Genomic DNA, 23,871 nt, shown 5'->3' with positions numbered 1-23,871 from the left:
GGAAGGCTCAAGACGCACGGCGAAGACACCACATCGCCCCAAGACCCGCACGCAAGCCAAGGAGCCACCATGTCCACCGAATGGCCCAACCAGGCCGCCCCGAACCCGTACGAGACCGACCCACGCGCGGCAGACGAGGCGCTCGCCAAGTTGCGCCGGGACTTCACCGGTCACCGGATCTGGCGCGCCGTGCGTTGGGACGGACGCCTCGGGGACTGGGTGGCCAGCTTGCACGACCCGCTAGCCGGTGTGGACCTCACGGTGATCCGATCGAGCCCCACCGCGCTACGCGAGGCGCTCGTCAACGAGGCGGAGCGCGCCCGGGTCGCGCGTGTGGAGAGCCGGTGATGGCGCGGTACCGATTCCTGCAGCCGTCACCGAAGGAGGCCGCGAAGGAGAGCGCGGCCTCACAGGGTGGGGCGGAGGTGGCGCGGTCGGTGTGGCTTCCCCCGTATGCACCGCCCGCGCTCCCTCTGCCCACCTACAGCGGCCCATGGCGCGCACGCTGGCACCTCAGCCTCCTCGCCCTCGTGATGCGCCGAGACGGCTGGAAGACCGAACTCCGCACTACCGGGCCGCGCCGACTCCTTCGCATCTACGCCAAGTGCACTCCGACCATCGGCGAGAGTGTGTCCGTGGCGTGGGGCGATGGCGCCTGGTGGTACCAATCCAGCACCGGCCTGTGGCTCACGCCCTGCCGAAAGATCGAACTCGCCGCTGACAAGCTGGCCATCCTGCTCACACCTTGGGTCGCAACGGCATTCGACCCGCTCAGGGACGAGTACCTCTGACATGACCCGCCGCACGGCATGGGGCACCTACACGCGTATTACCGCTGCGCTACGCCAACGCATCACCGATGGCACCTACGCCCCCGGCTCCCGCCTACCGAGCGAGGCCGCCCTCTGCGCCGAGTTCGGCGTTGCCCGAAACACCGTGCGGCGGGCCCTGTCCACCTTGCAGGACGAGGCCCTCATCACCGTCCGTCCCGGAGTTGGCCGATGCATCCAGGACGACGCCCCCCAACCGCGCACTCGTTCCGAGCACATCGCCGCGCACCTGCGCCACCAGATCGAGACCGGACGCTTCCGACCGGGCGACCGGCTACCGAGTGAGGCCCAACTGTCCCGACGCTACGGCGTATCCCGCTCCACAGCCCGCACAGCTCTCAAGGCCCTTGAAGCCGCTGGCTTGGTCACCTGCGTCCACGGCAAAGGACGCTACGCCCGCCAAGACGTCCCCAGATGAGCCATACACGCCCGTGGACGTCCACCCACGCCGCCGTAGCGTCGAACCCATGAACAAGAACACCGCAGCATGGGCACGCGACCTCGCACGCAAGCACCTAGAGACTTCGCTCCCCCGCCGCTGGGCACACACCCAAGGCGTAGCCTGCCAAGCCCGGACCCTCGCCCCCATCCTCGGCGACCATGCCGACCTACTAGAAGCCGCCGCATGGCTCCACGACATCGGCTACGCCCCCGACCTCATCCAAACCGGCTTCCACCCCCTAGACGGGGCCCGTCACCTCCGCGACACACACCGCGCCGCCGAGCACCTATGCCGCCTCGTAGCCCACCATTCATGCGCCCTGATTGAGGCGCGTGAACGGGGACTCGCTCATCACCTCATAAGCGAATTCGGGGCCATGGCCCCGAATCTAGACGCTGCTTTGATCTATTGTGACATGACGACGAGTCCGACCGGCGCCTACCTTTCTGTTGACCAGCGCCTTTCCGAGATCAAAACTCGCTACGGCTCCGATCATACAGTCACGCGCGCCATCATCAAATCCACCCCATGCCTAACCAGCGCCACAGAGAAAATCCATCAACAACTTATCGAACTGAACCGACGGTTCTCAACATGATTCACAAGTTGAAGTGCACGGCAATTTTGCGATATAGATCACTGATTTCTTTGGGGCGGGGGTGGTTTGCAGCAAAGAATGACCCACGCCTAGGCTTGCTTTTACCACTTTGAGTACTGGCCCTTTCATACAAATCACTGTCGAGACGCTCTAGGTATGCTTCGAACTCTCCTTGCTTACCTCCATCATCGCCAAAGCTTTCAGCAAGAGTGAAGGCCCCTGCCTGTTGCCAGTACTCGCGCCAATCGGCAAAGTCTTCGCCATCAGGTTCACTAGGCGGTGCGTGGCCGTTTTGCCTTAGTTGCTGAGCAAGTTTGCTGCCCCTTCGCAGCGCTGGACCATCAGCAATAATCGCCCACGGAACACCAAAGGAATCCAGGAATTCTACGTACACGCCGAAACGGCTATCACCATCAACACTGACGATTGGAATGTTGGCCGCTTCGGGGTCAACTAAACCTAGATCCAGAGTATTGTGCCACCATTGAGGAAGCGCCCCTGTCTCGGTTGTCCCTTCGCACAATATGACCCGCGCAGCAAACAACAACGCTCGGACATGTGTCGGTTCCAGTAGTTGGATCCAGCGTGAATAATCCGCCGTTGTCAACGAAGAAGCGCGCTTGATCTCAGGACCGTCAACTTCTGGCTTCAGGCGAACAATTCCGTTAATATCTTCCGGTACGGAGCAAGGAACCATATCAGGGCTGTGAGTGATGACCAGGCATTGACTAATCGCGCGAAGCGCTGACATAAGGCGCCTCTGCATCGTGGGCTCCAGATTTACTGCCGGCTCATCAAAGACAAGTACGCGTCCATCAGAGTCAGCCAACAGCGTACTTAGCACCAGCGCCTCAGCAACGCCAGCCCCGGAAAATTCCAACGGCACCTCCCGCCCATCCACAACAACTGTCGGTTCAATATTGAATCCTTCGAAGTCTCCACTCCGTGCTGGCACGGCCCGCAGGCCAAGAACTCTTCCAGTGAGAAAACTGAATCTCTCCTCCACGCGTGAATACAATTTACGATCATCGATCGCTCCATTTTTGAGCTGGAATAGCCTAGCAGCAACGTTGCCGCCATCCTGCATGTCAAGGGAAGCCGCCAAGCGACTATGACTAAAGAAGCGCCGGGGTGGAATTCTACGATTTTCCGTCAGGACAAAGGAACGTTCGATAATTCTGTCGAGCACCTGCAGAAAACTGAAAGCTTGACGATAGAGTTCATGATGTTCGACACCGAAGGCGTTTGCCAATAGTTGCAAACTGGCAGGAATTGGGTTCGACTGCCTAGTCAATGCTGGTACAGCGAGCTTGACTAGTTGCGTCTTGCTTGATTCTCGCTTAAACGCCCCAGCCAAATCGAAGTCCCTGGCCAACCTCACAAGAGCCCGAAATTCTTCAATATCTGCCTGTCTGCTTATGTTTAGAACGAACCGCGCGAGATCATTCTGGGGATGTTGAGAGATGCTGAAAGGCGTCATTACCCCCGGATGGATGAAATCAGTCCGACCAGTTCCGACGATGGGAACCGTCCATGTGTCGCCTTCGTTTTCAAATTCCCACACCACCCACCAGGGACTCAACATCGAAGCATCGAAGCATACGCGCAGCCTTCCAGAATACAACGGAGAGATAGATTCGTGACTCATCTTTTCGATGGCTTCTATATCTAGCTCTCCAGCCCATTCATCACTCGCGGCAGAATCGTTACAAGCGAATGCAGCCCGCATAAAGTCCAGCAGTAGCGACTTTTCCCAATCCTGATCAAAAACAAGACCGAGCGATACCTCAAAGGCCTTATGACCGTTCCGGCCAGCGGCTTTATAAAGTTCCAATCTATCGTTCAATCTCTTTCCTGCATGGGCCGCCAAAACAGTACGTACAAGGTCAACGCAGCGCCCGACGTTAGTCTTTCCGACACCGTTTGGACCGGTGAGCACTGTTACACCGCCCCAAAGCGTGAGTTCAAAATCGCCGAGCGACAGAAAGTCTTTGGCTATGACACATTGAAGTCTCATTGGGATCACCTCCTGCTACATCTAGGCTATTATTGGTCGATCACCATCTGACAAATAGTCCCCAATGCGCATCCACATTGATCGATCCATCTCATATCCTGAAATCCTTTTCGTCGATATCCATTTAGATTCGCGCGATTCTTGACTTACTTGCAGACTCCCCCCTACTGGCCGTCCGGCAACAAGGATCGAAAATTCCTGACGGACTTCATTGTTGCTGGTGTAGTGGATTAAGTGTTTTGGGTCACTGTAGATGCCTACTAGGCCGGTGATCTCTACGTCAATTCCGGTTTCTTCTTTGGTTTCGCGTATGGCGGCTTGAGTTACGGATTCGCCTAGGTCGATTGCGCCGCCCGGTAGGGCCCAGTTGTCGTTATCGGTGCGGCGAATCATGAGAATCTCGCCCTTGTCGTTCTCTACGACAACGTTGACGGATGGGACGAGGCTGTTGGCCTTGGGGGCGTTGGGGTCGTCGTAGTAGTCGATTCTGCGGCCCATGGGTCAGTCCCCCGGTATGGGTGTTGCGCCTTCCCAGACGCGTTCGAAGCTTTCTAGGTAGGTGTTGACCAGGTCTCCGCCGGCTATGCGGCGGAGGTGCCACACGGGGGCGTGTGGGGCCGTAACGCCGTAGACGTGGGTGTTGACGAGGAGCTGGTCGTCTGCGCGGTAGATGGAGTTGTAGAGGACCGTGCGGTGAAAGCGGAACTCTACGCCGTCTTGTTTGCGTAGGTTCTTGTAGAGGACGAGGGCGTTGCGGATCTTTGCGGCCATGGCATCGTCTACGCCCTCGTCCAATCCGCGTTCGGCGACCTGTGGGCTGTCAGGGTCACCGAGGAGGATGCGGACGCGTACGCCGTTCTTGGCCTTGTCCACGAAGGTGCGTTGTATTCCGGAGTCTTCGGAGAGAAAGAGGCCAGAGTAGACCAGGACGCCTATCTCCTCCTTGGCGGACGCGAAGAGACGTCCCCATGCGTCCCTTGGAACAGACGTGCGGTGCGGGTAGAGCGTCACTAGCTCGCTGGTGGACGCTGCGGTGACTTGCTCGTTGGAAAGGGCGTCCGGCCACAAGAAGGTCTCGTCTACGCCCAGGCGTGAAGCCACTGCGTAACGGTGCCGCCGGTATGGGGTGCGGTCTTTGGTGATCCAGCGTTCTACCGTTTTGGGGTCCACGTCGATCGCTTCGGCGAGCGTGGCGATAGTCAGGCCCTGCTCTAGCAGAGCGGCGCGTAGGCGTTCGTTCGGCATGCACCCGTCCGGGATCCGGGACGTCCTGGGACGCGATCAACCCTATGAGGACGTCATGAACACGTCCAGTCATGTAGTGATCTCGTCCCTCAGGTCAAGCGCATTCTCTTTCTCGTAAGTCACCGAACGCCCGAAACCGCCCCCGCCGGATACGGGCTTACGAGAGGAGTGATCGCACATGATCCTCGTCCTGGCATCGATCATCGCCGTCTTCCTCGCCGGTTCCACCTGCGGCATCTTCGCCATGCTCGTCCTCGGCATCCATGCCGAGGAGCGGCGGGCGGCGCGGGGGCGTACCGAGTCGTCCCGCTGCGGCGCGGCCTCGCGGCGTCTGCTCAGCACCCGGACGGGTGACGAGCTTCCCCACCGTGTTCCGGCGGGGCGGTGAGGATGCAGCGAATGCCTCGCGTCATCACCGGCCACGCCTGCGCGTGCGGCGCGCGGGTCGAGCCCGGTAACCGGCGGTGCCGCAAGTGCCGCGCCCGCGCCCGGTGGCTGCGGCGGGGGCGCGGTTCGCGGTTCCCGGACCTGTGGCTGTGAGGGGGCGCCTGTGGATGTCTCGGTTCCCCTGGTGGTGATCCTCGGCGCGGTGGTGTGGGTCGCGTGGCGGTACATGGGGCTTCGTGGCTGGCACATCGCGGTGTGTCTGCTGTTCGGGTTCTTTCTCGCCGCTACCAGTACCGCGCCGGAGATTCGCCGGCTGGTGTCGGTCCTGCTCCAGTCGGTTTCTCAGCACTGACGTCCCCTGACCGAAGGGAGGGATGCCCTGGTGCCGGATACGCCGCCGCACGTCAAGGTCAACGTTCAGGAGGTCCGTACGCGCAACCTCGCCGCGCGTGAAATCGTCGCCAATCTATCCGCCGCGATGCCGTCCATCGAGGACTTGTGGCTTCGCCTGTACGCCGCACTCGCCGACGTCCCCGCACTCGTCTCGGAGATCACCCGCCTTGCGTCCGTTCTGGCCAAAGTGCGGCGCGACCGCGCGAACCTGGTGGCCGCTGGACGCGCCACCCTCAAAGCCGAACGGGACGCCGAACCCGACCCGCTCTACTACCTGCGTGACGAGCTACGAGCGCAAGGACACCTTCCCCCGGACGCCTGGGGACGCTCATGAGCCGGACACGTCAGATGCGGCGGCACGCCCACAAGATGCGCCGCAACGGCCTTCAGCCCATGGTGATCATCGACCGTGACGACCAGTTCCCGGACCTGGCCGCCGTGCACGTCGCACGGGCCCTGTGGCGATACCGCTCCGAACTGGCACCGGCCTACCTGGTCGCCGTCCTCGCGATCTCGGCGCCGGTGCTGCACCTCGCACACCCGGAATGGTGGCCGTGGCTGCTGGGCCTCGCAACGGTGGCTGGGTGGGCATTCGCCCTGTTCGGGGAACGGGTCGGCCTCGTCCGTCGAATCGAGCGGCTCTATGCCGCTACCGTCACCATGGCCGGTGGTGGGTGGCTCTCTGCCGCTACCGCACTGGGCGTGACGTTCCGGCCGCTCCCCCTCTTGCTCGCCGGTGGCGGGTTCGTCCTCGCCTTGCCGTGGTGGGCACACCGGAGAAGGCGCGCCAGGGTGCGCGTCGATCGGCAGATAGCCGCGTGGCCGGAAATCGCGCAATCGGTCGGCCTCGCCGGATCACGCGCGCAATCCGCGGTGGTGGACGTGTGGGGATGGCGCGCACGGTTCGCCCTGGCACGCGGCCAAACGATCCAGGACGTCATCGGCAAGGTTCCCGAGATCGAGTCGGCTCTTGGGACCTTCCGGGGCGCGGTGCGGGTCTCTCCGACGCGCGACGACAAAGCCAACCGGTTCGAACTCCGGGTCTTGGACACCGACCCGCACGCCGACGCGATCCCGTGGCCTGGACCGTCTGTCTCGTCCATTACCGAGCCGATCGACCTGGGCCCGTTCGAGGACGCCACCGGCGCGCGTGTTCTGCTGCTGCGCCGTCACGGCCTCATCGGAGGCGTGGCAGGCTCCGGGAAGAGCGGCGGAATCAATGTCCTGATGGGCAATCTCAGCGCATGCCGGGACGTGGTCATCTGGGCCATCGACCTCAAGCGCGGGATGGAATTGCAGCCCTGGGCGTCCTGTATCGATCGCCTCGCCACCACTCCGGAGCAAGCACGCGCCATGCTGAGAGACGCCGTCACCGTTCTTGAGGCGCGCGCCGAATGGCTCACGGCCAGCGGGCGGCGTGTGTGGGATCCGACCCCGGAGTTTCCCGCGCTGGTCATCATCGTGGACGAGTACGCCGAACTCGCCGACGATGCGCCCGATGCCGCCGGCGACACGGACTCAATCGCGCGACGAGGCCGAGCGGTTGCCGTGACCCTCGTTGCCGCCACTCAGCGGCCCACACAGAAGGCCATGGGCAAGGGCGCCGTCCGTTCTCAGATGGACGTCCGCGTGAGCTTCCGCGTCCGGGAACGCAAGGACGTCGATCTCATCCTTGGGCAAGGCATGCTCAACGCCGGATGGCACGCCCACACCCTCAATGCACCCGGCAAGTTCCTACTCTCCGCACCAGAACACGACACACCCCGACGAGGCCGCGCCTACCTGCTCAGCGATGCAATCGTGGCGGAGACGACAGAACGGCACGCGCCCATGCGTCCGACGCTGGACGAGGTCTCTCAGTGCGCACTGGACGAGGCGCGAATGGCACCCGTCGACGAGCCGACCGTCCCCGTGACGCCGTCCCGCGACGACCCTGCCGAGAACGCGCTGAGGAAGGCCCTGGATGGCGCGCCGGACGAGGGGCTTCCAATCGCACACCTCATGATGCTCACGCAACTCAGCCGACCGACCCTCTACCGGCGCCTCGCACACGCGGTGAAGTCAGGCCACGCCGTCCAGGTCGGCCGAGGCCGCTACAAGTCGTCCGATCACGCCCAGTAGTCGTCTCACCGTCTCATCTCACGCGCGTGCGCCTGCACGTATGGGTGGCAGAGACGTCCGTGAGACGAGACGGAGACGAGCACCCACCGTAGCCAAGGAGATGATCACCGACCCACATCGCGACGCACCGGCCCGGACTAACCGGGCGAGAGGAGGTGGTGTCCCCGTGCAGGCGTACACCGTCGAGCAGGTGGCCGAGATCCTCAACATCGGACGGGACAAGGTCTACTTCCTGATCCGTACCGGCCAGCTCCGCAGCATCAAAATCGGCAAGCTGCGCCGCATCACTGACCGGCACCTCGCCGAGTTCGTCACCTCCCTGGAAGAGCCCTCCCTCGAAGAGGCCAAGCGCTGACACCCGCGTGGGAGGTCCGTCCGGGCACCTCGTCCGGAAACGGACCTCCCAACCTAGGGACGTCTTGGGACGTCTTAAGTTATGGTCGGTGGTGACCTCGCCAGACACGAGGAGGGATCCGTTGGCAAAGATCCTGGTCGGCACGTACGAAGGATCGATCTACGAGGAGGGCGACGGGTACACCGGCGCACTCTCACTCGGGTTCGGTCCGGACGGCAAGCGCAAGCGACTCAAGAGGAAGGGACGCACCAAGACAGAGGTCAAGAACAAGCTCAAGGAAGCCGTCGAAGAGCTGGACAAGGGCGTCAAGACGGACCGCAACTACTACGTCCGCGACGCGGTGAACGAGTTCCTCACCGCGTTCGCCAAGTCCGGCAAGTCACCGAAGACACAGGAGGTCTACCGCTCTCTCGCCGATCACCAACTCATCCCGTTCATCGGCCGGACGAGACTCAAGGAACTCACGGCCGACGACGTAGAGAAGTGGCTCAACGGCAGAGCCGAACACCTCACCTCGTCCTCTCTCGGCATCGTGCACAGCATCCTCAAGCGCTCGATCCGCAGAGCGGCGCGCCATGACCGCATCGGCCGGAACGTCGCCGAACTGGTCGACACACCGGACGGCAAGCCCGCCCGCAAGTCGCGCTCACTCAGCCTGGAACAGGCGAGAGCGCTACTCGCAGAGTCGAGCAAGCCGAGTCACCGACTCGGCGCCTACGTCGTCCTAGCGATCGTCTCAGGACTCCGCACGGAGGAACTCCGCACCCTCAAGTGGAGTGACGTCGATCTCGACAAGGCGACCGTCTACGTCCTCCGAGCCGACCGCCACAAGGGCGAGACCAAGACGACGCTGAGCCGACGCGGTCTAGGCATCGCAGACACGGCCGTGGAAGCACTCCGCACCCTCAAGACCCGACAGGCCGCCGAGAAGCTCAAAGCAGGCGAGGCATATCAAGACAACGGCCTCGTCTTCTGCCACGAGGAGGGTCGCCCCTACACCGCACAACACGTCCGCCATCGGTTCCGCATGATCCTGAAAGCGGCCAACCTCAACCCCACCGAGTGGTGCCCCCGCGAACTGCGGCACACGTTCGTGTCCATCATGAGCGATCACGACGTGCCCATAGAGAAGATCAGCACCCTCGTAGGCCACTCCAGTACGAAGATCACCGAAACCGTCTACCGCCACCAGCTCAGGCCCGAGATCCGCGATGGGGCCGAGCACATGAACGACATTTTCAAGTCCGCGTAGGCGAGTTGGCTCCCGACATGGCTCCCCAAGACTTCGGACGCTACGGCCCCCATCCCCCACCTGGATCAACTCAAGATCCAGCCCTGGGCCTCACTTAGGGAAGGGCTGAGCAACCCTTATTCAGGGGTGGGTGGCGGGTGTTTTCCGGGGGGTTTTCGGCTGCGGAACAAAGGGTGGCGGGGGTCTGCGCGCGGGGGTGATACGTAATGGGGCCGGGAGTTGACCGAAGCCTCTTCATTACTTTACGTCTTCATCTCGTGACTCTGGGTAGTCAAGTGGCGGCACGTCGGACACACCTGGAGGAAGAGATGCATGTAGGGGTAAAGGTCGGCATCGGGCTCGCCACGGCCGCTCTGGCGGGGGGCGCGCTGGGCGGCGGTGCTGCCGCCGCCGCGCAGCCGCCGCCGGTCCCGGGGATGGAGCAGCAGGGCACCGCCGAGCCGCAGCACTGGGAGGAGGAGGAAGGGCACGGGCCCGGCGCCATCCACGTGGGGCCGGCAGGCGCCGCCAAGGCGGAGGGACGACTGGAAGAGCGGGATCACGTGCGCGCCCGCTGGTGCAACGGGAGGGTCCTCCCGCTGAACGGGCTCAACGTCCGGACCGGGCCGGGCACTGCCTACCGGGTGGTCGGGGCACTGGCTCGCGGTACGCGGGTCACCACGAACTGGGACACCATCCAGCGCCGGAACGGGTACCTGTGGGTACAGCTCCGCAACAGCAGCAACTGGATCGCCGACTACAAGGTCGGCAACGGTAACGGCAAGTGGTACGTGGCCTACAGCAACTGCTGAGGCGTCCGCCCACCGCCCCGCCTCATCGGCCGCCGGTCATGGGGCGGGGCTTCGCGCCGCGGACGCCACCTTGATCGTGTACCCGCTGGGGCCGGTGGGGATGTTGCCGCTCGCGCGGATGGCGAGGACGGCGATGAGCGCGGCGACGACGAGGCCGACCACGCCCACGAGGCCGGCGGCCACGTACTGGGAGCGCCGGGGCTCGTACGGGGAGCGGGGACGCTTCATGCCCGCCAGGCTAGGAGGGCGCGGGGGCGCCTTCCTCTTTGTTAAGGCGGATTTAAGCTCCGGCTATGCCGATCCGGCGGCGGGCCGCGCCGGCCGCCGCGAAGCCGCGCGGCGGCTAGGTGCGCGAGTGGCGGCGGCGGACGAGGCGGCGGGAGCGCCGCGCGGGCGGCAGCCACTTCGTGCGGAACCACATCTGCACCTGGGCGCCGCCGAGGACGCTGCGGTGGATGCGCAGGTAGCCGCCCGTCGACTCGGCGGCGCGGCGGGCGATGTCCAGGCCGAGGCCGGTGGAGCCGCCGCCGCTGCTGCCGCGCTTCAGCGCCGCGTCCGGGTCCGTTATGCCGGGGCCGGCGTCGGCGACGAGGATGCCGGTGACGCCCTGGCCCTGGTGGAGGGTGACGGCGAAGCCGGTGCCCTCGGCCGTGTGCCGGAAGATGTTGCCGAGCAGCGCGTCGACGGCCGCGGCGAGCTCGGTGCCCGGCAGCGGGAGCTCCGCGGGGGCGTCGGCGCCGATCAGCTCGCAGGAGCGTCCCTCGTCCTCGGCGAGGACCGACCAGAACGAGACGCGGTCGCGCAGCACCTTGGCGGCGTCGCAGCTGCCCCGGCCCGTCGGCCGCCGGACGGTCCGGATGATCTGGTCGACCTCGTGCTCGATGCGGTCGACGGCCTCGCGGGTCTGGTCGGCGACGGGCCCGTCGCCGAGGGCCTCGGCGTTGAGGCGCAGCGCGGCCAGCGGCGTGCGCAGCCGGTGCGAGAGGTCGGCGGCCATCTCCCGTTCGGCGGCCAGGAGCTGGACGACGTGGTCGGCCATCGCGTTGAACGCCAGCCCGGCCTCGATGAGCTCGGGCGGCCCGTCCGGCTCGATCCGCACCGACAGCTCGCCCTCGCCGAACGCGCCGGCGGCCTCCGCGAGCCGGCGGGTCGAGCGGATCATCCGGGCGCCCAGCCGGTCGGCGACGGCGACGGACCCGGCGACGAGCGCGGCGGCGACGGTCGTCATGACGAGCCACGCCTGCCATACCCCGCGGGACAGGTCCTCGTCGGGCAGGAAGACCTCGACGACGGCGGTCCGGCCCGCGTCCAGCGACACCGGCTGCAGCAGCGCGTAGCCGCCGTTGACGCGGGCGTTGTAGGCGCGCCCGCGCCGCCCGGCCTCGGCGAGCTGCTCGGGACGGGCGCTGAAGTCGCCGTGGCCCTCGCGCGGGACGAGCCCGCCGTCGGGCATGTGCACGGTCATCCGGCCGGCGGCGCCGGCGGCGGTGCTGGCGACGGCGCGTTCGAGCGCGGCGGGGTCCTCGGTGACGACGAGGACGGGGCCGAGCGCGCTGGCCTGCCGCTCGGCGGTGGTGAGGGCGCGGTCCCGGGCGATCTCCCGGACGGTCAGCGCGAGCGGTATCAGGAACGCCAGCGCCACCATCGAGGTGACCGCCAGGGACACCAGGACGAGCGTCTTCCTCATGGCCGCGGGTCGGGCTCGGCCAGCCGGACCCCGACCCCGCGCACCGTGTGCAGGTAGCGCGGCGCGGCGGCGGTCTCGCCGAGTTTCCGGCGGAGCCAGGACAGGTGGACGTCGATGGTCTGGTCGTCGCCGTACGCCTGCCGCCACACCTCGGCGAGCAGCTCGCGGCGGGCCACGACGCGTCCGGGCCGGGCGGCGAGGTAGGCGAGGAGGTCGAACTCGCGGCGGGTCAGTTCCAGGGGCTTGCCGTCCAGCGTGGCCTCTCTGCGGTCGAGGTCGATGTGCAGGCCGCCGACGGTGAGCTCGGCGGTCGGGCCGGAGCGCGCGGACCTGCGCAGGACCGCCGCGAGCCGGGCGCTGAGATGCTCGATGGAGAACGGCTTGATGAGGTAGTCGTCCGCGCCGGCGTTCAGTAACCGGACGATCTCGGGCTCGTCGTCGCGCGCCGTCGCGATGATGACGGGGACGTCGGAGATCCCCCGCAGCATCTTCAGGACCTCCGCGCCGTCGAGGTCGGGCAGCCCCAGGTCGAGAACGACGACGTCGGGCGGCGACTGTGTGACCTCCCGCAGCGCGTCCATCGCGGTTCCGACGCTGCGTACGACATGTGACCGCACACTCAATTCCCGAATCAGGGCAGTCCGGACATTCGCATCATCCTCGACCACCAGAACACTCGCCATGGCGGAACCGTATGCCACCATGTGCCCATGCGTCGCGCGATGTCGTATGTTGCCCCGTGGGCGGGGGTGACCGCGCTCGCGGTGGCGCTTTCCTGGCTGGGGGTCCGCGGCGTTGTGCGCGGCGCGGTGTCGGAGAGGTCGTCTCCACCGCCGATCGCGGGTCCGGTGATCCGCTCCAGCCCGCCCGGCCCCACGTCGATCGGCTCTCCCACGTCCCATCCGGGGCCTCCCCCCGGCGAGGACCGGGGGCCGAAGCCCGCCAAGAGCCCGAAGGCGCCGCCCCCCGCGACGCCCGGCGAGCGGGAGAGCGGCGGCACCGCCTCCCGGAAGCCGCCCGACAACGTGCGCAGCTACGCCACGCGCGGCGGGCGCACCGCCATGGCCTTCGAGAAGGACCACGTGCGGCTGGTGTCGGCGACGCCCAACCCCGGCTACGAGACGCGCGTGACGAAGGCCAGGGGCTGGCTTCGGGTCGACTTCCTCAACGACGACCACACGTCGTCGGTGATCGCCACCTGGGCGGAAGGCGATCCCGCGGTGAAGGTCTACGAGTACTGAGACAGGCCCGCGTCACCGGCCCGCGTCACCGGCCCGTTTCACTGCCCCGAGGCGACGAACCGATCCGGCATGACGAACATCGCGGTGGCCTCGACCGTGACGCGGCCGTCCGGACCGGAGATCGTCCCGGACGCGTAGACCTTGCGTCCCTCCACACGGCTCGCCTTCGCCTCGACGGCGAGCGGGACGCCGAGCGGGGTGGGGCGCCGGTAGCGGGTCTCCAGGGTCGCGGTCATGCCGGGCGTGCCGGAGACGGCCGCGGCCATGCCGAGGGCCTGGTCGAGCACCATCGCGGAGACGCCGCCGTGCACGTACGTCGGCGGCCCCTCGTACAGGTGGCCGAGGGTGAACTCGCCGCGGACGAGGCCGTCCGGGCCGGCCGTCAGGCCGACCGGGGGCGCCAGCGGGTTGAGGGCCCCGGTGACGGGGTTGGCGGCGGCGCGGTCCAGGACGCCCTCACCGGACAGCTTGTACGGGGGCGCGTCGTGGCGCCGCCCCGACAGCCGGGCGGTCAGCGCCGCTACCTCGTCCGCCACCGCGGCGGCCTCGGCGGCGCCGGTCCCGGTGAGGACGGCCGCCTCCGCCAGCTCGCGGATCCTGGCGGCGAGTCCCGCCAGGGCGGCCGACTCCTCGTCCCCCAACTCGTGCCGTTCCATCGGCATGGCGCTCATCGGCCCTCCCGTCTACCAGAACGTGATTCTAGGATGGGGGCGGGCATGACCGGGACGGCGGGGTCCGGCGGCCGCGGTGCACCTGCGGCGGACCACGGCGTTCGGTAGATTCCTGCAACACACCGAAAGCTCCGAAGGAAGACCATTGACGGACCATCCCCCGCCGCCGCCCGGGCAGCCTCCCCCGTACTCGGGCCCGTACGGCAACGCGCCCGGGCAGCCCCCTTACGGCGGGCCTCCGCCCGGCTCACCACCTGGGCAGCCGCCCTATGGCTCGCCTCCCGGCGGCGGTCACTATGACCAGCCTCCCGGCGGCGGTCACTATGACCAGCCTCCCGGCGGCGGTCACTATGGCCAGCCTCCCGGCGGCCCCTATGACCCGCACTACGGCTACGGGCCGCCCCCGCCCCAGGGCCCGGCCCAGGCCGAGGACTCGACGTGGGCGATCTTCGCCTACGTCGGGAACCTGCTGATCGGCTTCCTGCCCGCGCTGATCATCTACCTGGTGAAGAAGAACACCTCGCCGCTGACCCGCTTCCACGCGGCCCAGTCGATGAACTACCAGCTCACGCTGCTGATCCACCTGCTGGTCGTGGTGGCCGTCTGCGTGCCGCCGGCCATCGTCTTCGACACGCCGCTCTTCCTCATCGCGCTCGCCGTCCCGTATCTGGAGCTGCTCATCGCGGGATGGTGGCTCCTCATCCTCGGCGCGATCAAGGCCGGCAAGCAGCAGTACTACCGGTTCCCGACCTTCTTCTGCTTCCGGATGATCCGCTGACCCGTCCGGCCGCCGATTCCGTTCAGATGAGGACGGCCCGGTCGTCCACGCGGGCGACGGCGCGGGCGGGGGCGCCGTCCGCGCCGGAGAGGGCGATCGGGAAGAGCGACACCTCGATCGCGCAGCCCGACTCCTGCGCCTCGACGACCCGTCCGAGCCCGGTCAGGTTCTCCGCGATCACCGCGCCAGCCCCGCAGAGGACGCGGTGGGAGGCCAGGGAGAACTCGTCCGCCCCCGGCGGTGCGGTCGGGTCGACGCTGAGGGCGTCGATGCCCACCGTCCGGACGCCGGAGGCGACCACCGCCTCGGCCGTCTCCGGAGCGACGTAGGGGTGGCCGAGGTAGTCCTCGCTCCCCCACCGCTCGGACCAGCCCGTGGCGATGAGCAGGACGACCCCGGGTTCGAGACCGGCCGGCAGGAGGTCCGGGCCGATGGGGGCGCGTGGCGGCAGGCCGCGGGCGTCCATGACGACGGCGGGTCCGGTGAAGCGGGTCAGGGGAAGCTCGTCCAGGCGCGGCAGGGCGTCGTCGATGTGGAAGGGGGCGTCCACATGGGTGCCGGACTGCGAGCCCATGTGCAGGCGCAGAACGTTCACCCCGGACTCGGCGACCGTCAGCGCGGGCACGGCCGCCACCTCGGGATCCCCCGGGTAGACGGGCATTCCCGTGACGATCGGCACCGACAGGTCGAGCAGCTCAACGCCCATGTAACCGTCCTCCAGCCCCCACCCGCCACCATTCAAACGACGAGCTCCGCTCGGCACATCGATTATCCCGGGTGCGTCCCCGCCCGATAGCGTTGCGGCGTGTTGCCACATGTGACGGCCATCCGATACGTGACGCCGCTGCGCGAGGGGGGGTCGCTGCCGGGCATCGTCGAGGCCGACGATCTCGGCACCTACGTCACGAAGTTCCACGGCGCCGGGCAGGGCCGCAAGGCGCTGATCGCCGAGGTGATCGCGGGCGAGCTGGGCCGGCGCCTCGGCTTCCGGATCCCCGACCAGGTGCTCGTCGACCTCGATCCGGCCATCGGACGGCACGAGCCCGACGCCGACGTGCAGGACCTGCTGAAGGCCAGCCCCGGCTGGAACCTCGGCGTCGACTTCCTGCCCGGGTCGCTCGGATTCGACCCGCTCGGCTGGCGCCCCGACCCGGGCTTCGCGTCCCGGGTGCTGTGGTTCGACGCGTTCATCGGCAACGTGGACCGGAGCTGGCGCAACCCGAACATGCTGGTGTGGCACGGCGACATATGGCTGATCGACCACGGCGCGAGCCTCATCTTCCACCACGCGTGGTCGAACGCCGCGCGGCTCTTCTCCGGGCCGTACGACGTGGACGACCACGTGCTGACGCCGTACGCGACGATGCTGGAGGCCGCCGAGGCGGAACTCGCCCCGCAGATCACCGAGGAGCTGCTGCGCGAGGTGACCGGACTCGTCCCCGACCGCTGGCTGGCGGACGAGCCGGGATTCGACGGCCCGCAGGACCTGCGGGACGCCTACGTCGACATCCTGCTGCCGCGCGCCGGGAAGCCGCGTGACTGGCTGCCCGTGACGGACGTGTCCGGCCACCGGCCCGACACCGCGTCCAGGCGCGGCAGGAACCGCCCCGACTGGCTCGGCGGCGCCTCATGAGCAACATCAGGTCCCCGGAGGACCCCACGGTGTTCGAGTACGCGGCGCTGCGCGTCGTCCCGCGCGTCGAGCGGGGCGAGGCCATGAACGTGGGCGTGGTGGTGTACTGCCGCGCGCTCGACTACCTCGGCTGCCGCACGCACCTGAACGAGCGGCGCCTCCTGGCGCTGGACCCCTCCCTGGACCTGAAGGGCGTGGGCGCCGCGCTCAAGGCCGTGGACGCCGTCTGCTGCGGCGGTGAGCGGGCGGGGCAGGCCGCCCGCGAGAGCCCCGGCACGCGCTTCCGGTGGCTGACCGCGCCCCGCAGCACGATCGTCCAGCCCGGCCCCGTCCACGCGGGCCTCACCGAAGACCCGAAGGCCGAGCTGGACCGGCTCCTCCACCTGCTGGTCAAGTAGCGCGGCGAAGCCCGTGCCCCGGCTACGTCCACTCCCAGCGGATGCCGTGGTAGCCGGCGGCCACGCCGAACTCGATGAAGTGGACGCTGTGGTAGCTGGACAGCCGCAGGTCGGCCGAGTCCTTGAGCGCGGTGTGGCCGTCGGGCCGCCACGTCCGGTAGCAGCGGGCGGGCAGCGCGGCGGGGTGGAACCGGACCTCGATGAGGAACTCGTGCTGCGGCGTGCGGAACCCGCGGCCCTCCTCGGTCACGGGCGGGCCCGTCTCGTCGAAGCCGAAGCCGTACTCCAGCAGGTAGGTCTCGCCGCGGCCGAGGGCGCGGTCGAACAGCAGCTCGGCGGCGATGAGGCCGCTCGCCTCGTCCATCCTGACCCGCCCGAACCGGCAGCCGCGCGCGGTGCGCGAGGACGGCAGGACGCCGTGCGGGTGGTGGTACACGGCGATCCAGCGGTCGACGCCGCGCCGCTGCGCCTGGAACACCGCCCGGGACCGGACCTCGCGCAGCTCCCGCCGCCGCCCGATCGTGTGCTGGTCGTGCAGGCTGAGTCCGGTGAGCTGCCGCCCGCCGCGGTCGCCGATCTCGTCGAGCAGGTCGCGGACGCCCGGCTCGGGGCACAGCTCCTCCACCGGGAGCCACGCCCCGGCGGAGCGCTCGGCGGTCGGCTTGAGCAGGGTCAGCAGCGAGTGGCGCGGCAGTTCGAGGATGACCTCCAGGCCGCGGACGGCGCGCATGGAGTCGGCGCGCTCGGGACGCGTCCGGCCGCGCTGCCAGTAGCTCAGCGTGGACAGGCTGACGGCGATGCCCTGTGCCTCCAGGCGGCGCCGCAGCGAGTCCAGGCTGAGGCCGCGGGCCTGGATGGCCGCGTGGAGCGCGACGTTGAAGGGACCGTACTGCAGTACCTGTAGAAGATCGTCTTCTGCGACACTCTGCACCGCTGGCCTCCGGATCCGCTCCGGCCGGCCCCCGCATGACGGCCTTGACTCCTGCGCTTGCGACTTCAGCGCTCACTGTAAGGCCAGGGAGGCGCGATTCCAACCGGCAATTACCTACAACCGCGGTCCGCTGCCGGTGCCGCGGCGGCGCCCCGGCTGCGGCGTCCCCCGGCGCCCCGGCTTCAGTGTCCCTCGGCTTTCAGTGCCACTCCCACTCGATGCCGACGATGCCGCGGCGCACCGTGCCGACCGCGATGTTCGCGCTGCCGGACGTGCCGATCCACAGCTCGCCGAGGCGCCGGCGGGGTGCCAGGGAGCTCTCGGCGGTGAAGCCGTAGCAGCGCGCGGGGAGCCGGTCGCCGGTGAACTGGATGATCGCCACGTAGTCGTGGACCGGGTGGGGGAAGCGCCGGTCGTAGCTGTCGGCCGCGGGCTCCCCGACGGGGCCGAGCTCGTACTCGACGACCGCGGTGTCGCCCGCCGACAGGACGCGGTCGAAGACGAGCTCGAACGCCATGAGCCCGCCCTCGGCGCGGATCCGGCCGGGCCGGCAGTACCGCACCTGCGTGAGAGCGACCCTCCCGGCCCCGGCCGGGACCGCGGGGGCGCCGTCCGGTCTGCGGACGGCGCCGTTGCCGAGGCGGTGGCCGCCGTCCGCCTCGCCGAGCCCGCCCGTCTGGTGGACGCACACGACCCGGTCGATGTCGTCGCCCGCCGCCCGCAGGACGGTGCGCACCGACAGCGTCCAGGAGCGGCGCGCCTCGTCCAGCCGGTAGACGTCGTGGATGCTGAGCCGTTCGAGCCGGTGGTCGCCGGACCGGTCGAGCTGGCCGACGAGGCCCGCGTACCGGTCCGGGTCCGGCCACAGTTCCCGTACCGGGCGGCCGCGCTCGGCGGCGGCGAGGCCGGCGGCCGTTCCGGCGCGGACGGCGGGCGCGGTGGGGGCGGCGTCGTCCAGCGGTTCGGTGAGGGTCCCCGGCGGCACCTGGAGGATCTCCTCCAGCGCGACGACCACCTCCCGCGAGCGCGGGCGGCTGCGGCCGCGCTGCCAGTAGCTGAGGGTCGCGACGCTGACGGTCAGGCCGCGCCGGCAGAGCCGGTGCCGGATCCGTTCCAGGGTCAGCCCGCTGGCCTGGATGGCCTGCCGTAACGCCCCGGCGAACTCCACGGGCCGGATGGTATCGGTCCGGGAAGATCGATTCATGTACCCGTGAGTACCATTCACGCCACGGCGGGCCGCGCAGAACGGACAAAAAGCCCTAGAAGAGGATGGACATGAACGAACCAACCTCGGTGAATCCGACACGCCGGTAGGCGGCCCGCGCCCGCGTGTTGTAGTCGTTGACGTACAGCGAGACGGTCGGCGCGATGCTCCGCAGCGACTCGCGCACCACCGCGGACATCCCGGCCACCGACCGGCCCTGGCCCCGCAGGTCGGGCGGCACCCACACGCCCTGCACCTGGCAGGCCCGCGGGGTCACGGCCCCGATCTCGGCCTTGAACAGGACGCGGCCGTCCTCGATCCGGGCGAACGCGCGGCCGTCGCGGATCAGCTCGGCGACGCGGGCGCGGTAGAGCACTCCCCCGTCCCCGGCGTTGGGCGAGACCCCGACCTCTTCGGTGAACATCGCCACGCATGCGGGGTAGATGACGTCGAACTCCTCCATCCGGACCCGCCGGACCCCGGGGTCGGGCGGCACGTCCGGAACCGCGGAGGTGGCCATCACCGGCTGCTCCGCTCGGACGGCCCGGGGCGGCCCCCAGTAGGGCGAGAGGATCTCCCACAGCTCGCCGACCGCGTCGACGGGCCCGACGATGGAGGAGCAGCGCCGCCCTTGGGCCCGCGCCCGTTCACCGAACGCGCGGACGGCCTCCGGCCCCGCCGCCACCGGGATGAGGTTGGCGCCGGAGTAGCACAGCGAGGTGAGCCGGCCGTCCCGCAGGAAGCCCCACATCTGGGCGCCGAGCCGGCGCGGGTCGAGCCCCGCGATGTGCACGCGGGAACCGACGAAGACGTTGGACACCGGATCGGCGTCCAGGATCGCGAGCGCCTCCGCCCGGTGCCGGTCGTCCAGCACGCGCACCGGCATCGAGCCGAGCATGCGCACGGCTACCGGCTCCGCGACGGGAACGGCCCCCGTTCGGCCCTCACCACTGAAAGCACCACGTGGACAAGACTATGTGGTCCGGGCGTTCGCGCACCTTCAAGGGCCCGGTCAAGGCCGGGTCGGGCGGGCTCGGACACTCCCGGCCCGGGTGGCGAGAACCGGTGGTGGGCGGCTCAGCGGTGAGCGGCCCGCTGGTCGGCGGTGACGTGACCGGTGCTCTCCGGCCCGTTCTTCCCGGGCTTCGCGGCCTTGGCCGGTTCCGGCGCGGGCGGGGCCGCGCACGAGGCGTCCGGGCCCGGCCGGCTCGCGGGCAGCTCACCGCCGGCGAAGTAGGCGGCGACGGCCCCGTCCACGCACCGGTCCCCGCCCAGCGTGACGCCGTGGTTCCCGCCGCCGGCCTGCACGAGCAGCCTGGACGTGGGGAACCTGCGGTGCGTCTCCAGCGCGCCGGCGTACGGGGTGGCGGCGTCCTCGGTGGCTTGGACGAGCAGGATGGGCGGGAGCGTGGCGGTGCCCCGCACCTCCGGGCGCGGCCCGCCCGGCACTCCCCAGAACGCGCACGGCGCGTTGTACCAGGTGTTGCTCCAGGTCTCGAAGCGGTAGCCCTGCCGGTAGAGGCGCGTGGCGTCGTCGTGCCAGCGGCTCCAGTCGCGTGGCCACGCCTCGTCGCGGCATTCGACCGCTGTGTAGACGGCGTAGGCGTTCTGCTGGCGCTGCCCGAACGGCCGCCATGCCTTGCGCAGCGGGGCGTGGTCGTCGCGGTTGACGTAGGCGGAGAGGGCGCGGGCGTGCGACGCCCAGGTGCCGTCGCCGTAGCCGTCGGAGAGGAAGATGTCGTCCAGTTCGGCCGGCCCGATCCTCCCGTCGATGGGGGCGGCCTTCAGGGCGGCGCGTGCCTTGGCGTAGGCGGCGGTGACCTCGCGTCCCGTCGTCCCCAGCCCGTAGGTCTCGTGGTGACGGGCGATCCACCTGAAGTACACGCGGATCCGCTTCTCGAACGCGATGTTCTGGTCGACGTTGTTCTCGTACCAGACGCCGCTCGGGCGGGGGACGCTGTCGAGCACCATGCGGCGCACATGCTTCGGGAACATCGTCGCGTACACGGCGCCGAGGTAGCCGCCGTAGGAGTAGCCGAAGTAGTTGATCTTCCGCTGGCCCAGGGCCTTGCGGATCTCGTCCATGTCGCGGGCCCAGTCGGCCGTGCCCATGTGCGGGAGGACCGTCCGGTACTTCCCGGCGCAGTCGTCGGCGTACGCCTTGGCCCTGGCCTTCCAGGCCCGCTCCTCCGCCGCGCCGGCGGGGATGGTGTCCGGGCGCGCGCGTCCGGGGTCCTGGTATGTCGGGTCGCAGGTCAGCGAGGGCTCGCTGGCACCGACACCGCGCGGGTCGAAGCCGATCCAGTCGTAGGACGCGGCGACCTTCCCGGGCAGCGAGCCCGTGAAGAAGGCGGGGAGGTCGCGTCCGTGCGCACCGGGCCCGCCGCGGTTCAGCAGCACGACGCCCTGGGACTCGGACGCGGTGTGCCGGGCCCGGGTCAGCCGGAGCGTGACCTGCTCGCCGTCCGGCCGGGCGTAGTCGAGCGGCACCCGGATCGACGCGCACTGGAGGTCCTTGATGCGACCGCCCTCCCACGGGTCCTGGGCGGGGCACGGCTTCCAGGCGAGACCGGCGGGCCTCGGGGCGGGGCCGGATCCGGGACGTCCCGCGACGGCGTGGGCGGACGGGACGGCGGCCCCGGCGGTCCCGAGGGCGAGCGCGGCGGCGGCCGTGCCGGCGGCGGCCTTCTTTCCAGCGTCGTTCAGCACCCCGGTTTTCTACCGAAGGGGCGCCGGGAACCGCAGGACCCCGGGGATCGCGCGATTCCTCCCCGAATCCGGACCGTCCCCATCGAACGGCGCGGTGCCGCTCCGGCCGGAACGGCGCGTGGCGTGCCCGCCGGCCCCACGGTGTGGAGCGCGGCGGGCACGCCACGGATCAGCGTGCTCCGGCGTCAGCGGGTCACGGGCGTCCGACCGGAAGGTCCTTGCCCGCGGCGGCCCCCGGGGCGGCCTTGAGCTGCACGGCTGTCGGGTCCGGGTCGTTCAGCGCCGGGACGGCGTCGCAGTAGGCGTCCGGGCCGCGGCTGCCATCCGGCAGCGCACCGGTGTCCAGGTACGCCGCGACCTTGTCGTCCAGGCACGCGTTCCCGTTGAGCGTGTTGGAGTGGGTCTTGCCGCCGACCTCGAACACCAGGCGTGAGGACGGGAAGACCTTGTGCATCTCCAAGCCGCCCTCGACCGGCGTCGCCGCGTCCTTCGTGGACTGGACGAGCAGCATGCCCGGCAGGTGCTTGCTGCCCTTCAGATTGAGCGCGGGCCCGCCCTTGAACGGCCAGAAGGCGATCGGCGCGTTGAACCAGACGTTGCCCCACGTCTCGAACTGGTAGCCCTGCCGGTGGAGCTTCGCCGCGTCGTGGTGCCACCTGGTCCAGTTGCGGGGCCAGCGGGCGTCCGCTCCCTGGACGGCGAGGTAGACGGCGAAGCCGTTGTCGTCGCCGCCGGAACCGAGCCACTGGAGCAGGACGGAGGGGTCCCTGTCGTTGATCCAGGCCGAGAGCGCCTCGGCGAACGGGATGTAGTAGCCCGTGTTGTAGCCGGCGCTCAGGATGATGTCGGTCAGTTCGGCCGGGCCGATCCTGCCGCCGATGGGGGATTCCTCGGCCGCGTGGAGGGCTTCGTAGTACTTGGCGCGGACGGCCTTCTCGGACGTGCCGAGGTGGTAGACCGAGTCGTACTTGGCGACCCAGGCGAACCAGGCGCGGATGTTGCGCTCGAACGCCTTGTCCTGTTCGAGCTGGCTCTTGTACCAGACGTTCTTCGGGTTGACGTTCCCGTCCATCACCATCCGCCTCACCCGCTTGGGGAAGAGCGTGGCGTAGGTGGCGCCGAAGTAGGTGCCGTAGGAGAAGCCGTACCAGCTGATCTTCTCCTGGCCGAGGGCGGCGCGGATGGTGTCGACGTCGCGCGCGGCGTCGGTGGTGCGCATGTGCGGCAGCATCCAGCCGAACTTCTCTTCGCAGTCGCGCGCGTAGCCCTTGGACTTGACGATCCAGGCCAGCTCGTCGCGCCAGGATTCGGGGACGTAGGCGGGACGGACCGGGTCGTTGTAGTCCGGGTCGCAGGTGATCGCGGGCTTGCTGGAGCCGACGCCGCGGGGGTCGAAGCCGATGATGTCGTACTTGGCGGCCACGTCGGCGTGGCCGACGCCGCCGAGCCAGCGGGCGAGGGCGGGACCGTAGGCGAGGCCGGAGCCGCCGGGGCCGCCCGGGTTCACGAACAGGACGCCCTGGTAGTTCTCCTCGTCGGTGTGCCGGAAGCGCGACACCGCGATCGAGATCTTGCGCCCCTCGGGCCTGCTGTAGTCGAGAGGCACCTCGACCTGGGCGCACTGCGCGTTGTTCATCGGGTCATTGGGGCCACTGACCTCGCATTCGCCCCAGTCGATGCCCTGGGCCGCCACCGCGGCGGCGGCCCCGGACGGACCGGTGTCCGCGCTCGCGGGGACGACGGCGCCGGTGCCGCCGACCGTCGTGACCAAGGCGGTCGCGACGAGAACGATCCTTTTCATTTGACCCTCTCCCATCGGCGGCTCCGGGCGCCCCGCCATCGGGGCCGGGGGGAGCCACGCCGATGCGTAGCGGATGCCGATTGCGTGGAGATTGTTGGCACTTCGTCCCTTATGACGGCAAGGGCCGAGATGACTGGATACGCAATCGTGACAAGATCATCGGAACTTCGTGATCCCGCGGAACGTTCCGCGTCCGCCGGGCGGCGGGTGCCGGGCACCGGCACGCGACACGGGCACGCGACACGGGCACGCGACACGGGATCGAGTAGGAGGGCCGGGTCGCCCGGCCCTCCTCTCACACCACCGGACATGCGGGCCCGCATCCGGCGGTTCGTCAAGCCGCTGGTCTGAGTCTGCGCCAGGTGGCTTGAAGCCCTAGCAGGCCAA

At 68.6% G+C, this 23,871-nt stretch carries 29 protein-coding genes; 16 read left to right on the top strand and 13 right to left on the bottom strand.

The annotated features are described in order from the left end of the window. Nucleotides 1-69: 69 nt before the first annotated feature. From E1289_RS00140 to E1289_RS00125, 4 genes are read left to right on the top strand one after another with little or no spacing between them, the layout of a single operon-like run. A complete protein-coding gene (locus tag E1289_RS00140; protein ID WP_131974004.1) occupies nucleotides 70-348 on the top strand; it encodes a hypothetical protein in 279 nt (92 codons plus the stop codon). Continuing rightward, a complete protein-coding gene (locus E1289_RS00135; RefSeq protein WP_131974003.1) occupies nucleotides 348-791 on the top strand; it encodes a hypothetical protein in 444 nt (147 codons plus the stop codon). The genes E1289_RS00140 and E1289_RS00135 overlap by 1 nt, the downstream gene beginning before the upstream one ends. Nucleotide 792: 1 nt before the next feature. Beyond that, complete coding sequence (locus E1289_RS00130) at nucleotides 793-1,248, top strand: winged helix-turn-helix domain-containing protein (protein ID WP_131974002.1); 456 nt, start codon at nucleotides 793-795, stop codon at nucleotides 1,246-1,248. Nucleotides 1,249-1,297: 49 nt separating this feature from the next. After that, complete coding sequence (locus E1289_RS00125) at nucleotides 1,298-1,870, top strand: HD domain-containing protein (RefSeq protein ID WP_131974001.1); 573 nt, start codon at nucleotides 1,298-1,300, stop codon at nucleotides 1,868-1,870. A 1-nt stretch (nucleotide 1,871) separates the two neighbouring features. On the opposite strand, the gene E1289_RS00120 is transcribed toward E1289_RS00125, so the two are convergent. Genes E1289_RS00120 through E1289_RS00110 form a run of 3 tightly spaced genes read right to left on the bottom strand, consistent with a single transcriptional unit; the run spans nucleotide 1,872 to nucleotide 5,132 of the window. Next, the gene (locus E1289_RS00120; RefSeq protein ID WP_131974000.1) at nucleotides 1,872-3,887 is read right to left on the bottom strand and encodes an AAA family ATPase; all 2,016 of its coding nucleotides are present in this window, start codon (nucleotides 3,885-3,887) and stop codon (nucleotides 1,872-1,874) included. A gap of 21 nt (nucleotides 3,888-3,908) precedes the next feature. Further along, nucleotides 3,909-4,385, bottom strand: coding sequence for an NUDIX domain-containing protein (locus E1289_RS00115; protein ID WP_131973999.1), 477 nt, complete (start codon nucleotides 4,383-4,385; stop codon nucleotides 3,909-3,911). A gap of 3 nt (nucleotides 4,386-4,388) precedes the next feature. After that, a complete protein-coding gene (locus E1289_RS00110; protein WP_131973998.1) occupies nucleotides 4,389-5,132 on the bottom strand; it encodes an XRE family transcriptional regulator in 744 nt (247 codons plus the stop codon). 178 nt (nucleotides 5,133-5,310) lie between these two features. On the opposite strand from E1289_RS00110, the gene E1289_RS00105 reads away from it, so the two are divergent. The 8 genes from E1289_RS00105 (at nucleotide 5,311) to E1289_RS00075 (ending at nucleotide 10,431) form a co-directional block, all read left to right on the top strand. Next, nucleotides 5,311-5,520: a hypothetical protein gene (locus E1289_RS00105; RefSeq protein ID WP_131973997.1), complete on the top strand. Its 210-nt coding sequence runs from the start codon at nucleotides 5,311-5,313 to the stop codon at nucleotides 5,518-5,520. Between the two features lie 11 nt (nucleotides 5,521-5,531). Further along, on the top strand, nucleotides 5,532-5,672 hold the full coding sequence (locus tag E1289_RS37895) for a hypothetical protein (protein ID WP_165970272.1): 141 nt from the start codon (nucleotides 5,532-5,534) through the stop codon (nucleotides 5,670-5,672). Nucleotides 5,673-5,682: 10 nt separating this feature from the next. Next, nucleotides 5,683-5,871: a hypothetical protein gene (locus tag E1289_RS00100; protein ID WP_131973996.1), complete on the top strand. Its 189-nt coding sequence runs from the start codon at nucleotides 5,683-5,685 to the stop codon at nucleotides 5,869-5,871. A 30-nt stretch (nucleotides 5,872-5,901) separates the two neighbouring features. Then, a complete protein-coding gene (locus E1289_RS00095) occupies nucleotides 5,902-6,246 on the top strand; it encodes a hypothetical protein (RefSeq protein WP_131973995.1) in 345 nt (114 codons plus the stop codon). Between the two features lie 59 nt (nucleotides 6,247-6,305). Beyond that, complete coding sequence (locus tag E1289_RS00090; protein WP_243712500.1) at nucleotides 6,306-8,033, top strand: FtsK/SpoIIIE domain-containing protein; 1,728 nt, start codon at nucleotides 6,306-6,308, stop codon at nucleotides 8,031-8,033. Between the two features lie 166 nt (nucleotides 8,034-8,199). Further along, nucleotides 8,200-8,388: a helix-turn-helix domain-containing protein gene (locus E1289_RS00085; protein ID WP_243712498.1), complete on the top strand. Its 189-nt coding sequence runs from the start codon at nucleotides 8,200-8,202 to the stop codon at nucleotides 8,386-8,388. Nucleotides 8,389-8,509: 121 nt separating this feature from the next. After that, the gene (locus tag E1289_RS00080) at nucleotides 8,510-9,640 is read left to right on the top strand and encodes a site-specific integrase (RefSeq protein ID WP_131973992.1); all 1,131 of its coding nucleotides are present in this window, start codon (nucleotides 8,510-8,512) and stop codon (nucleotides 9,638-9,640) included. 308 nt (nucleotides 9,641-9,948) lie between these two features. Next, on the top strand, nucleotides 9,949-10,431 hold the full coding sequence (locus tag E1289_RS00075) for a hypothetical protein (protein ID WP_131973991.1): 483 nt from the start codon (nucleotides 9,949-9,951) through the stop codon (nucleotides 10,429-10,431). Between the two features lie 36 nt (nucleotides 10,432-10,467). Here the strand turns inward: E1289_RS00075 and E1289_RS00070 are convergent, their stop codons facing one another. The 3 genes from E1289_RS00070 to E1289_RS00060 form a co-directional block, all read right to left on the bottom strand. Then, entirely contained in the window at nucleotides 10,468-10,659 is a 192-nt protein-coding gene (locus E1289_RS00070) for a hypothetical protein (protein WP_131973990.1), read from the bottom strand. 115 nt (nucleotides 10,660-10,774) lie between these two features. Beyond that, entirely contained in the window at nucleotides 10,775-12,118 is a 1,344-nt protein-coding gene (locus E1289_RS00065; protein ID WP_131973989.1) for a HAMP domain-containing sensor histidine kinase, read from the bottom strand. Continuing rightward, the gene (locus E1289_RS00060; RefSeq protein WP_131973988.1) at nucleotides 12,115-12,801 is read right to left on the bottom strand and encodes a response regulator transcription factor; all 687 of its coding nucleotides are present in this window, start codon (nucleotides 12,799-12,801) and stop codon (nucleotides 12,115-12,117) included. The genes E1289_RS00065 and E1289_RS00060 overlap by 4 nt, the downstream gene beginning before the upstream one ends. Nucleotides 12,802-12,840: 39 nt before the next feature. On the opposite strand from E1289_RS00060, the gene E1289_RS00055 reads away from it, so the two are divergent. Then, nucleotides 12,841-13,359 (top strand): hypothetical protein, encoded by a 519-nt coding sequence (locus E1289_RS00055; protein ID WP_131973987.1) that lies wholly within the window; start codon nucleotides 12,841-12,843, stop codon nucleotides 13,357-13,359. A 38-nt stretch (nucleotides 13,360-13,397) separates the two neighbouring features. Here the strand turns inward: E1289_RS00055 and E1289_RS00050 are convergent, their stop codons facing one another. Beyond that, complete coding sequence (locus E1289_RS00050; RefSeq protein ID WP_131973986.1) at nucleotides 13,398-14,030, bottom strand: PaaI family thioesterase; 633 nt, start codon at nucleotides 14,028-14,030, stop codon at nucleotides 13,398-13,400. A gap of 145 nt (nucleotides 14,031-14,175) precedes the next feature. Here E1289_RS00050 and E1289_RS00045 point away from each other — a divergent pair, with 145 nt between their 5' ends. Then, the gene (locus tag E1289_RS00045; RefSeq protein ID WP_131973985.1) at nucleotides 14,176-14,808 is read left to right on the top strand and encodes a DUF4870 domain-containing protein; all 633 of its coding nucleotides are present in this window, start codon (nucleotides 14,176-14,178) and stop codon (nucleotides 14,806-14,808) included. Nucleotides 14,809-14,830: 22 nt separating this feature from the next. Here E1289_RS00045 and E1289_RS00040 read toward each other — a convergent pair whose 3' ends face one another. Continuing rightward, on the bottom strand, nucleotides 14,831-15,514 hold the full coding sequence (locus tag E1289_RS00040) for a cyclase family protein (protein ID WP_131973984.1): 684 nt from the start codon (nucleotides 15,512-15,514) through the stop codon (nucleotides 14,831-14,833). Nucleotides 15,515-15,613: 99 nt separating this feature from the next. On the opposite strand from E1289_RS00040, the gene E1289_RS00035 reads away from it, so the two are divergent. Then, on the top strand, nucleotides 15,614-16,441 hold the full coding sequence (locus E1289_RS00035) for a HipA family kinase (RefSeq protein ID WP_131973983.1): 828 nt from the start codon (nucleotides 15,614-15,616) through the stop codon (nucleotides 16,439-16,441). Further along, on the top strand, nucleotides 16,438-16,839 hold the full coding sequence (locus E1289_RS00030; RefSeq protein ID WP_131973982.1) for a DUF3037 domain-containing protein: 402 nt from the start codon (nucleotides 16,438-16,440) through the stop codon (nucleotides 16,837-16,839). Before E1289_RS00035 ends, E1289_RS00030 begins: the two co-directional genes overlap by 4 nt. A gap of 22 nt (nucleotides 16,840-16,861) precedes the next feature. Here the strand turns inward: E1289_RS00030 and E1289_RS00025 are convergent, their stop codons facing one another. From E1289_RS00025 to E1289_RS00005, 5 genes are all read right to left on the bottom strand, one after another. Beyond that, nucleotides 16,862-17,770: a hypothetical protein gene (locus tag E1289_RS00025; RefSeq protein WP_131973981.1), complete on the bottom strand. Its 909-nt coding sequence runs from the start codon at nucleotides 17,768-17,770 to the stop codon at nucleotides 16,862-16,864. Between the two features lie 199 nt (nucleotides 17,771-17,969). Then, the gene (locus E1289_RS00020) at nucleotides 17,970-18,938 is read right to left on the bottom strand and encodes a hypothetical protein (RefSeq protein WP_131973980.1); all 969 of its coding nucleotides are present in this window, start codon (nucleotides 18,936-18,938) and stop codon (nucleotides 17,970-17,972) included. Nucleotides 18,939-19,029: 91 nt separating this feature from the next. Then, complete coding sequence (locus E1289_RS00015) at nucleotides 19,030-19,872, bottom strand: GNAT family N-acetyltransferase (protein WP_131974104.1); 843 nt, start codon at nucleotides 19,870-19,872, stop codon at nucleotides 19,030-19,032. A 179-nt stretch (nucleotides 19,873-20,051) separates the two neighbouring features. Beyond that, complete coding sequence (locus E1289_RS00010) at nucleotides 20,052-21,683, bottom strand: alpha/beta hydrolase (RefSeq protein WP_131973979.1); 1,632 nt, start codon at nucleotides 21,681-21,683, stop codon at nucleotides 20,052-20,054. Nucleotides 21,684-21,876: 193 nt separating this feature from the next. Continuing rightward, nucleotides 21,877-23,484 (bottom strand): alpha/beta hydrolase, encoded by a 1,608-nt coding sequence (locus tag E1289_RS00005; RefSeq protein ID WP_131973978.1) that lies wholly within the window; start codon nucleotides 23,482-23,484, stop codon nucleotides 21,877-21,879. Nucleotides 23,485-23,871: the final 387 nt, after the last annotated feature.

Origin of the sequence: Actinomadura sp. 6K520 (assembly GCF_004349245.1) — a bacterium.
Classification (GTDB): domain Bacteria; phylum Actinomycetota; class Actinomycetes; order Streptosporangiales; family Streptosporangiaceae; genus Spirillospora.
This window is presented reverse-complemented; position numbering and strand designations above follow the sequence as displayed.

What these genes read in the sequence shown, in the direction of transcription:
- E1289_RS00140 (WP_131974004.1), top strand. Translation starts at nt 70, where the DNA reads ATGTCCACCGAATGGCCCAACCAGGCCGCCCCGAACCCGTACGAGACC.
- E1289_RS00135 (WP_131974003.1), top strand. Translation starts at nt 348, where the DNA reads ATGGCGCGGTACCGATTCCTGCAGCCGTCACCGAAGGAGGCCGCGAAG.
- E1289_RS00130 (WP_131974002.1), top strand. Translation starts at nt 793, where the DNA reads ATGACCCGCCGCACGGCATGGGGCACCTACACGCGTATTACCGCTGCG.
- E1289_RS00125 (WP_131974001.1), top strand. Translation starts at nt 1,298, where the DNA reads ATGAACAAGAACACCGCAGCATGGGCACGCGACCTCGCACGCAAGCAC.
- E1289_RS00120 (WP_131974000.1), bottom strand. Translation starts at nt 3,887, where the DNA reads ATGAGACTTCAATGTGTCATAGCCAAAGACTTTCTGTCGCTCGGCGAT.
- E1289_RS00115 (WP_131973999.1), bottom strand. Translation starts at nt 4,385, where the DNA reads ATGGGCCGCAGAATCGACTACTACGACGACCCCAACGCCCCCAAGGCC.
- E1289_RS00110 (WP_131973998.1), bottom strand. Translation starts at nt 5,132, where the DNA reads ATGCCGAACGAACGCCTACGCGCCGCTCTGCTAGAGCAGGGCCTGACT.
- E1289_RS00105 (WP_131973997.1), top strand. Translation starts at nt 5,311, where the DNA reads ATGATCCTCGTCCTGGCATCGATCATCGCCGTCTTCCTCGCCGGTTCC.
- E1289_RS37895 (WP_165970272.1), top strand. Translation starts at nt 5,532, where the DNA reads ATGCCTCGCGTCATCACCGGCCACGCCTGCGCGTGCGGCGCGCGGGTC.
- E1289_RS00090 (WP_243712500.1), top strand. Translation starts at nt 6,306, where the DNA reads ATGGTGATCATCGACCGTGACGACCAGTTCCCGGACCTGGCCGCCGTG.
- E1289_RS00075 (WP_131973991.1), top strand. Translation starts at nt 9,949, where the DNA reads ATGCATGTAGGGGTAAAGGTCGGCATCGGGCTCGCCACGGCCGCTCTG.
- E1289_RS00070 (WP_131973990.1), bottom strand. Translation starts at nt 10,659, where the DNA reads ATGAAGCGTCCCCGCTCCCCGTACGAGCCCCGGCGCTCCCAGTACGTG.
- E1289_RS00065 (WP_131973989.1), bottom strand. Translation starts at nt 12,118, where the DNA reads ATGAGGAAGACGCTCGTCCTGGTGTCCCTGGCGGTCACCTCGATGGTG.
- E1289_RS00060 (WP_131973988.1), bottom strand. Translation starts at nt 12,801, where the DNA reads ATGGCGAGTGTTCTGGTGGTCGAGGATGATGCGAATGTCCGGACTGCC.
- E1289_RS00055 (WP_131973987.1), top strand. Translation starts at nt 12,841, where the DNA reads ATGTCGTATGTTGCCCCGTGGGCGGGGGTGACCGCGCTCGCGGTGGCG.
- E1289_RS00050 (WP_131973986.1), bottom strand. Translation starts at nt 14,030, where the DNA reads ATGAGCGCCATGCCGATGGAACGGCACGAGTTGGGGGACGAGGAGTCG.
- E1289_RS00040 (WP_131973984.1), bottom strand. Translation starts at nt 15,514, where the DNA reads ATGGGCGTTGAGCTGCTCGACCTGTCGGTGCCGATCGTCACGGGAATG.
- E1289_RS00030 (WP_131973982.1), top strand. Translation starts at nt 16,438, where the DNA reads ATGAGCAACATCAGGTCCCCGGAGGACCCCACGGTGTTCGAGTACGCG.
- E1289_RS00015 (WP_131974104.1), bottom strand. Translation starts at nt 19,872, where the DNA reads ATGCTCGGCTCGATGCCGGTGCGCGTGCTGGACGACCGGCACCGGGCG.
- E1289_RS00005 (WP_131973978.1), bottom strand. Translation starts at nt 23,484, where the DNA reads ATGAAAAGGATCGTTCTCGTCGCGACCGCCTTGGTCACGACGGTCGGC.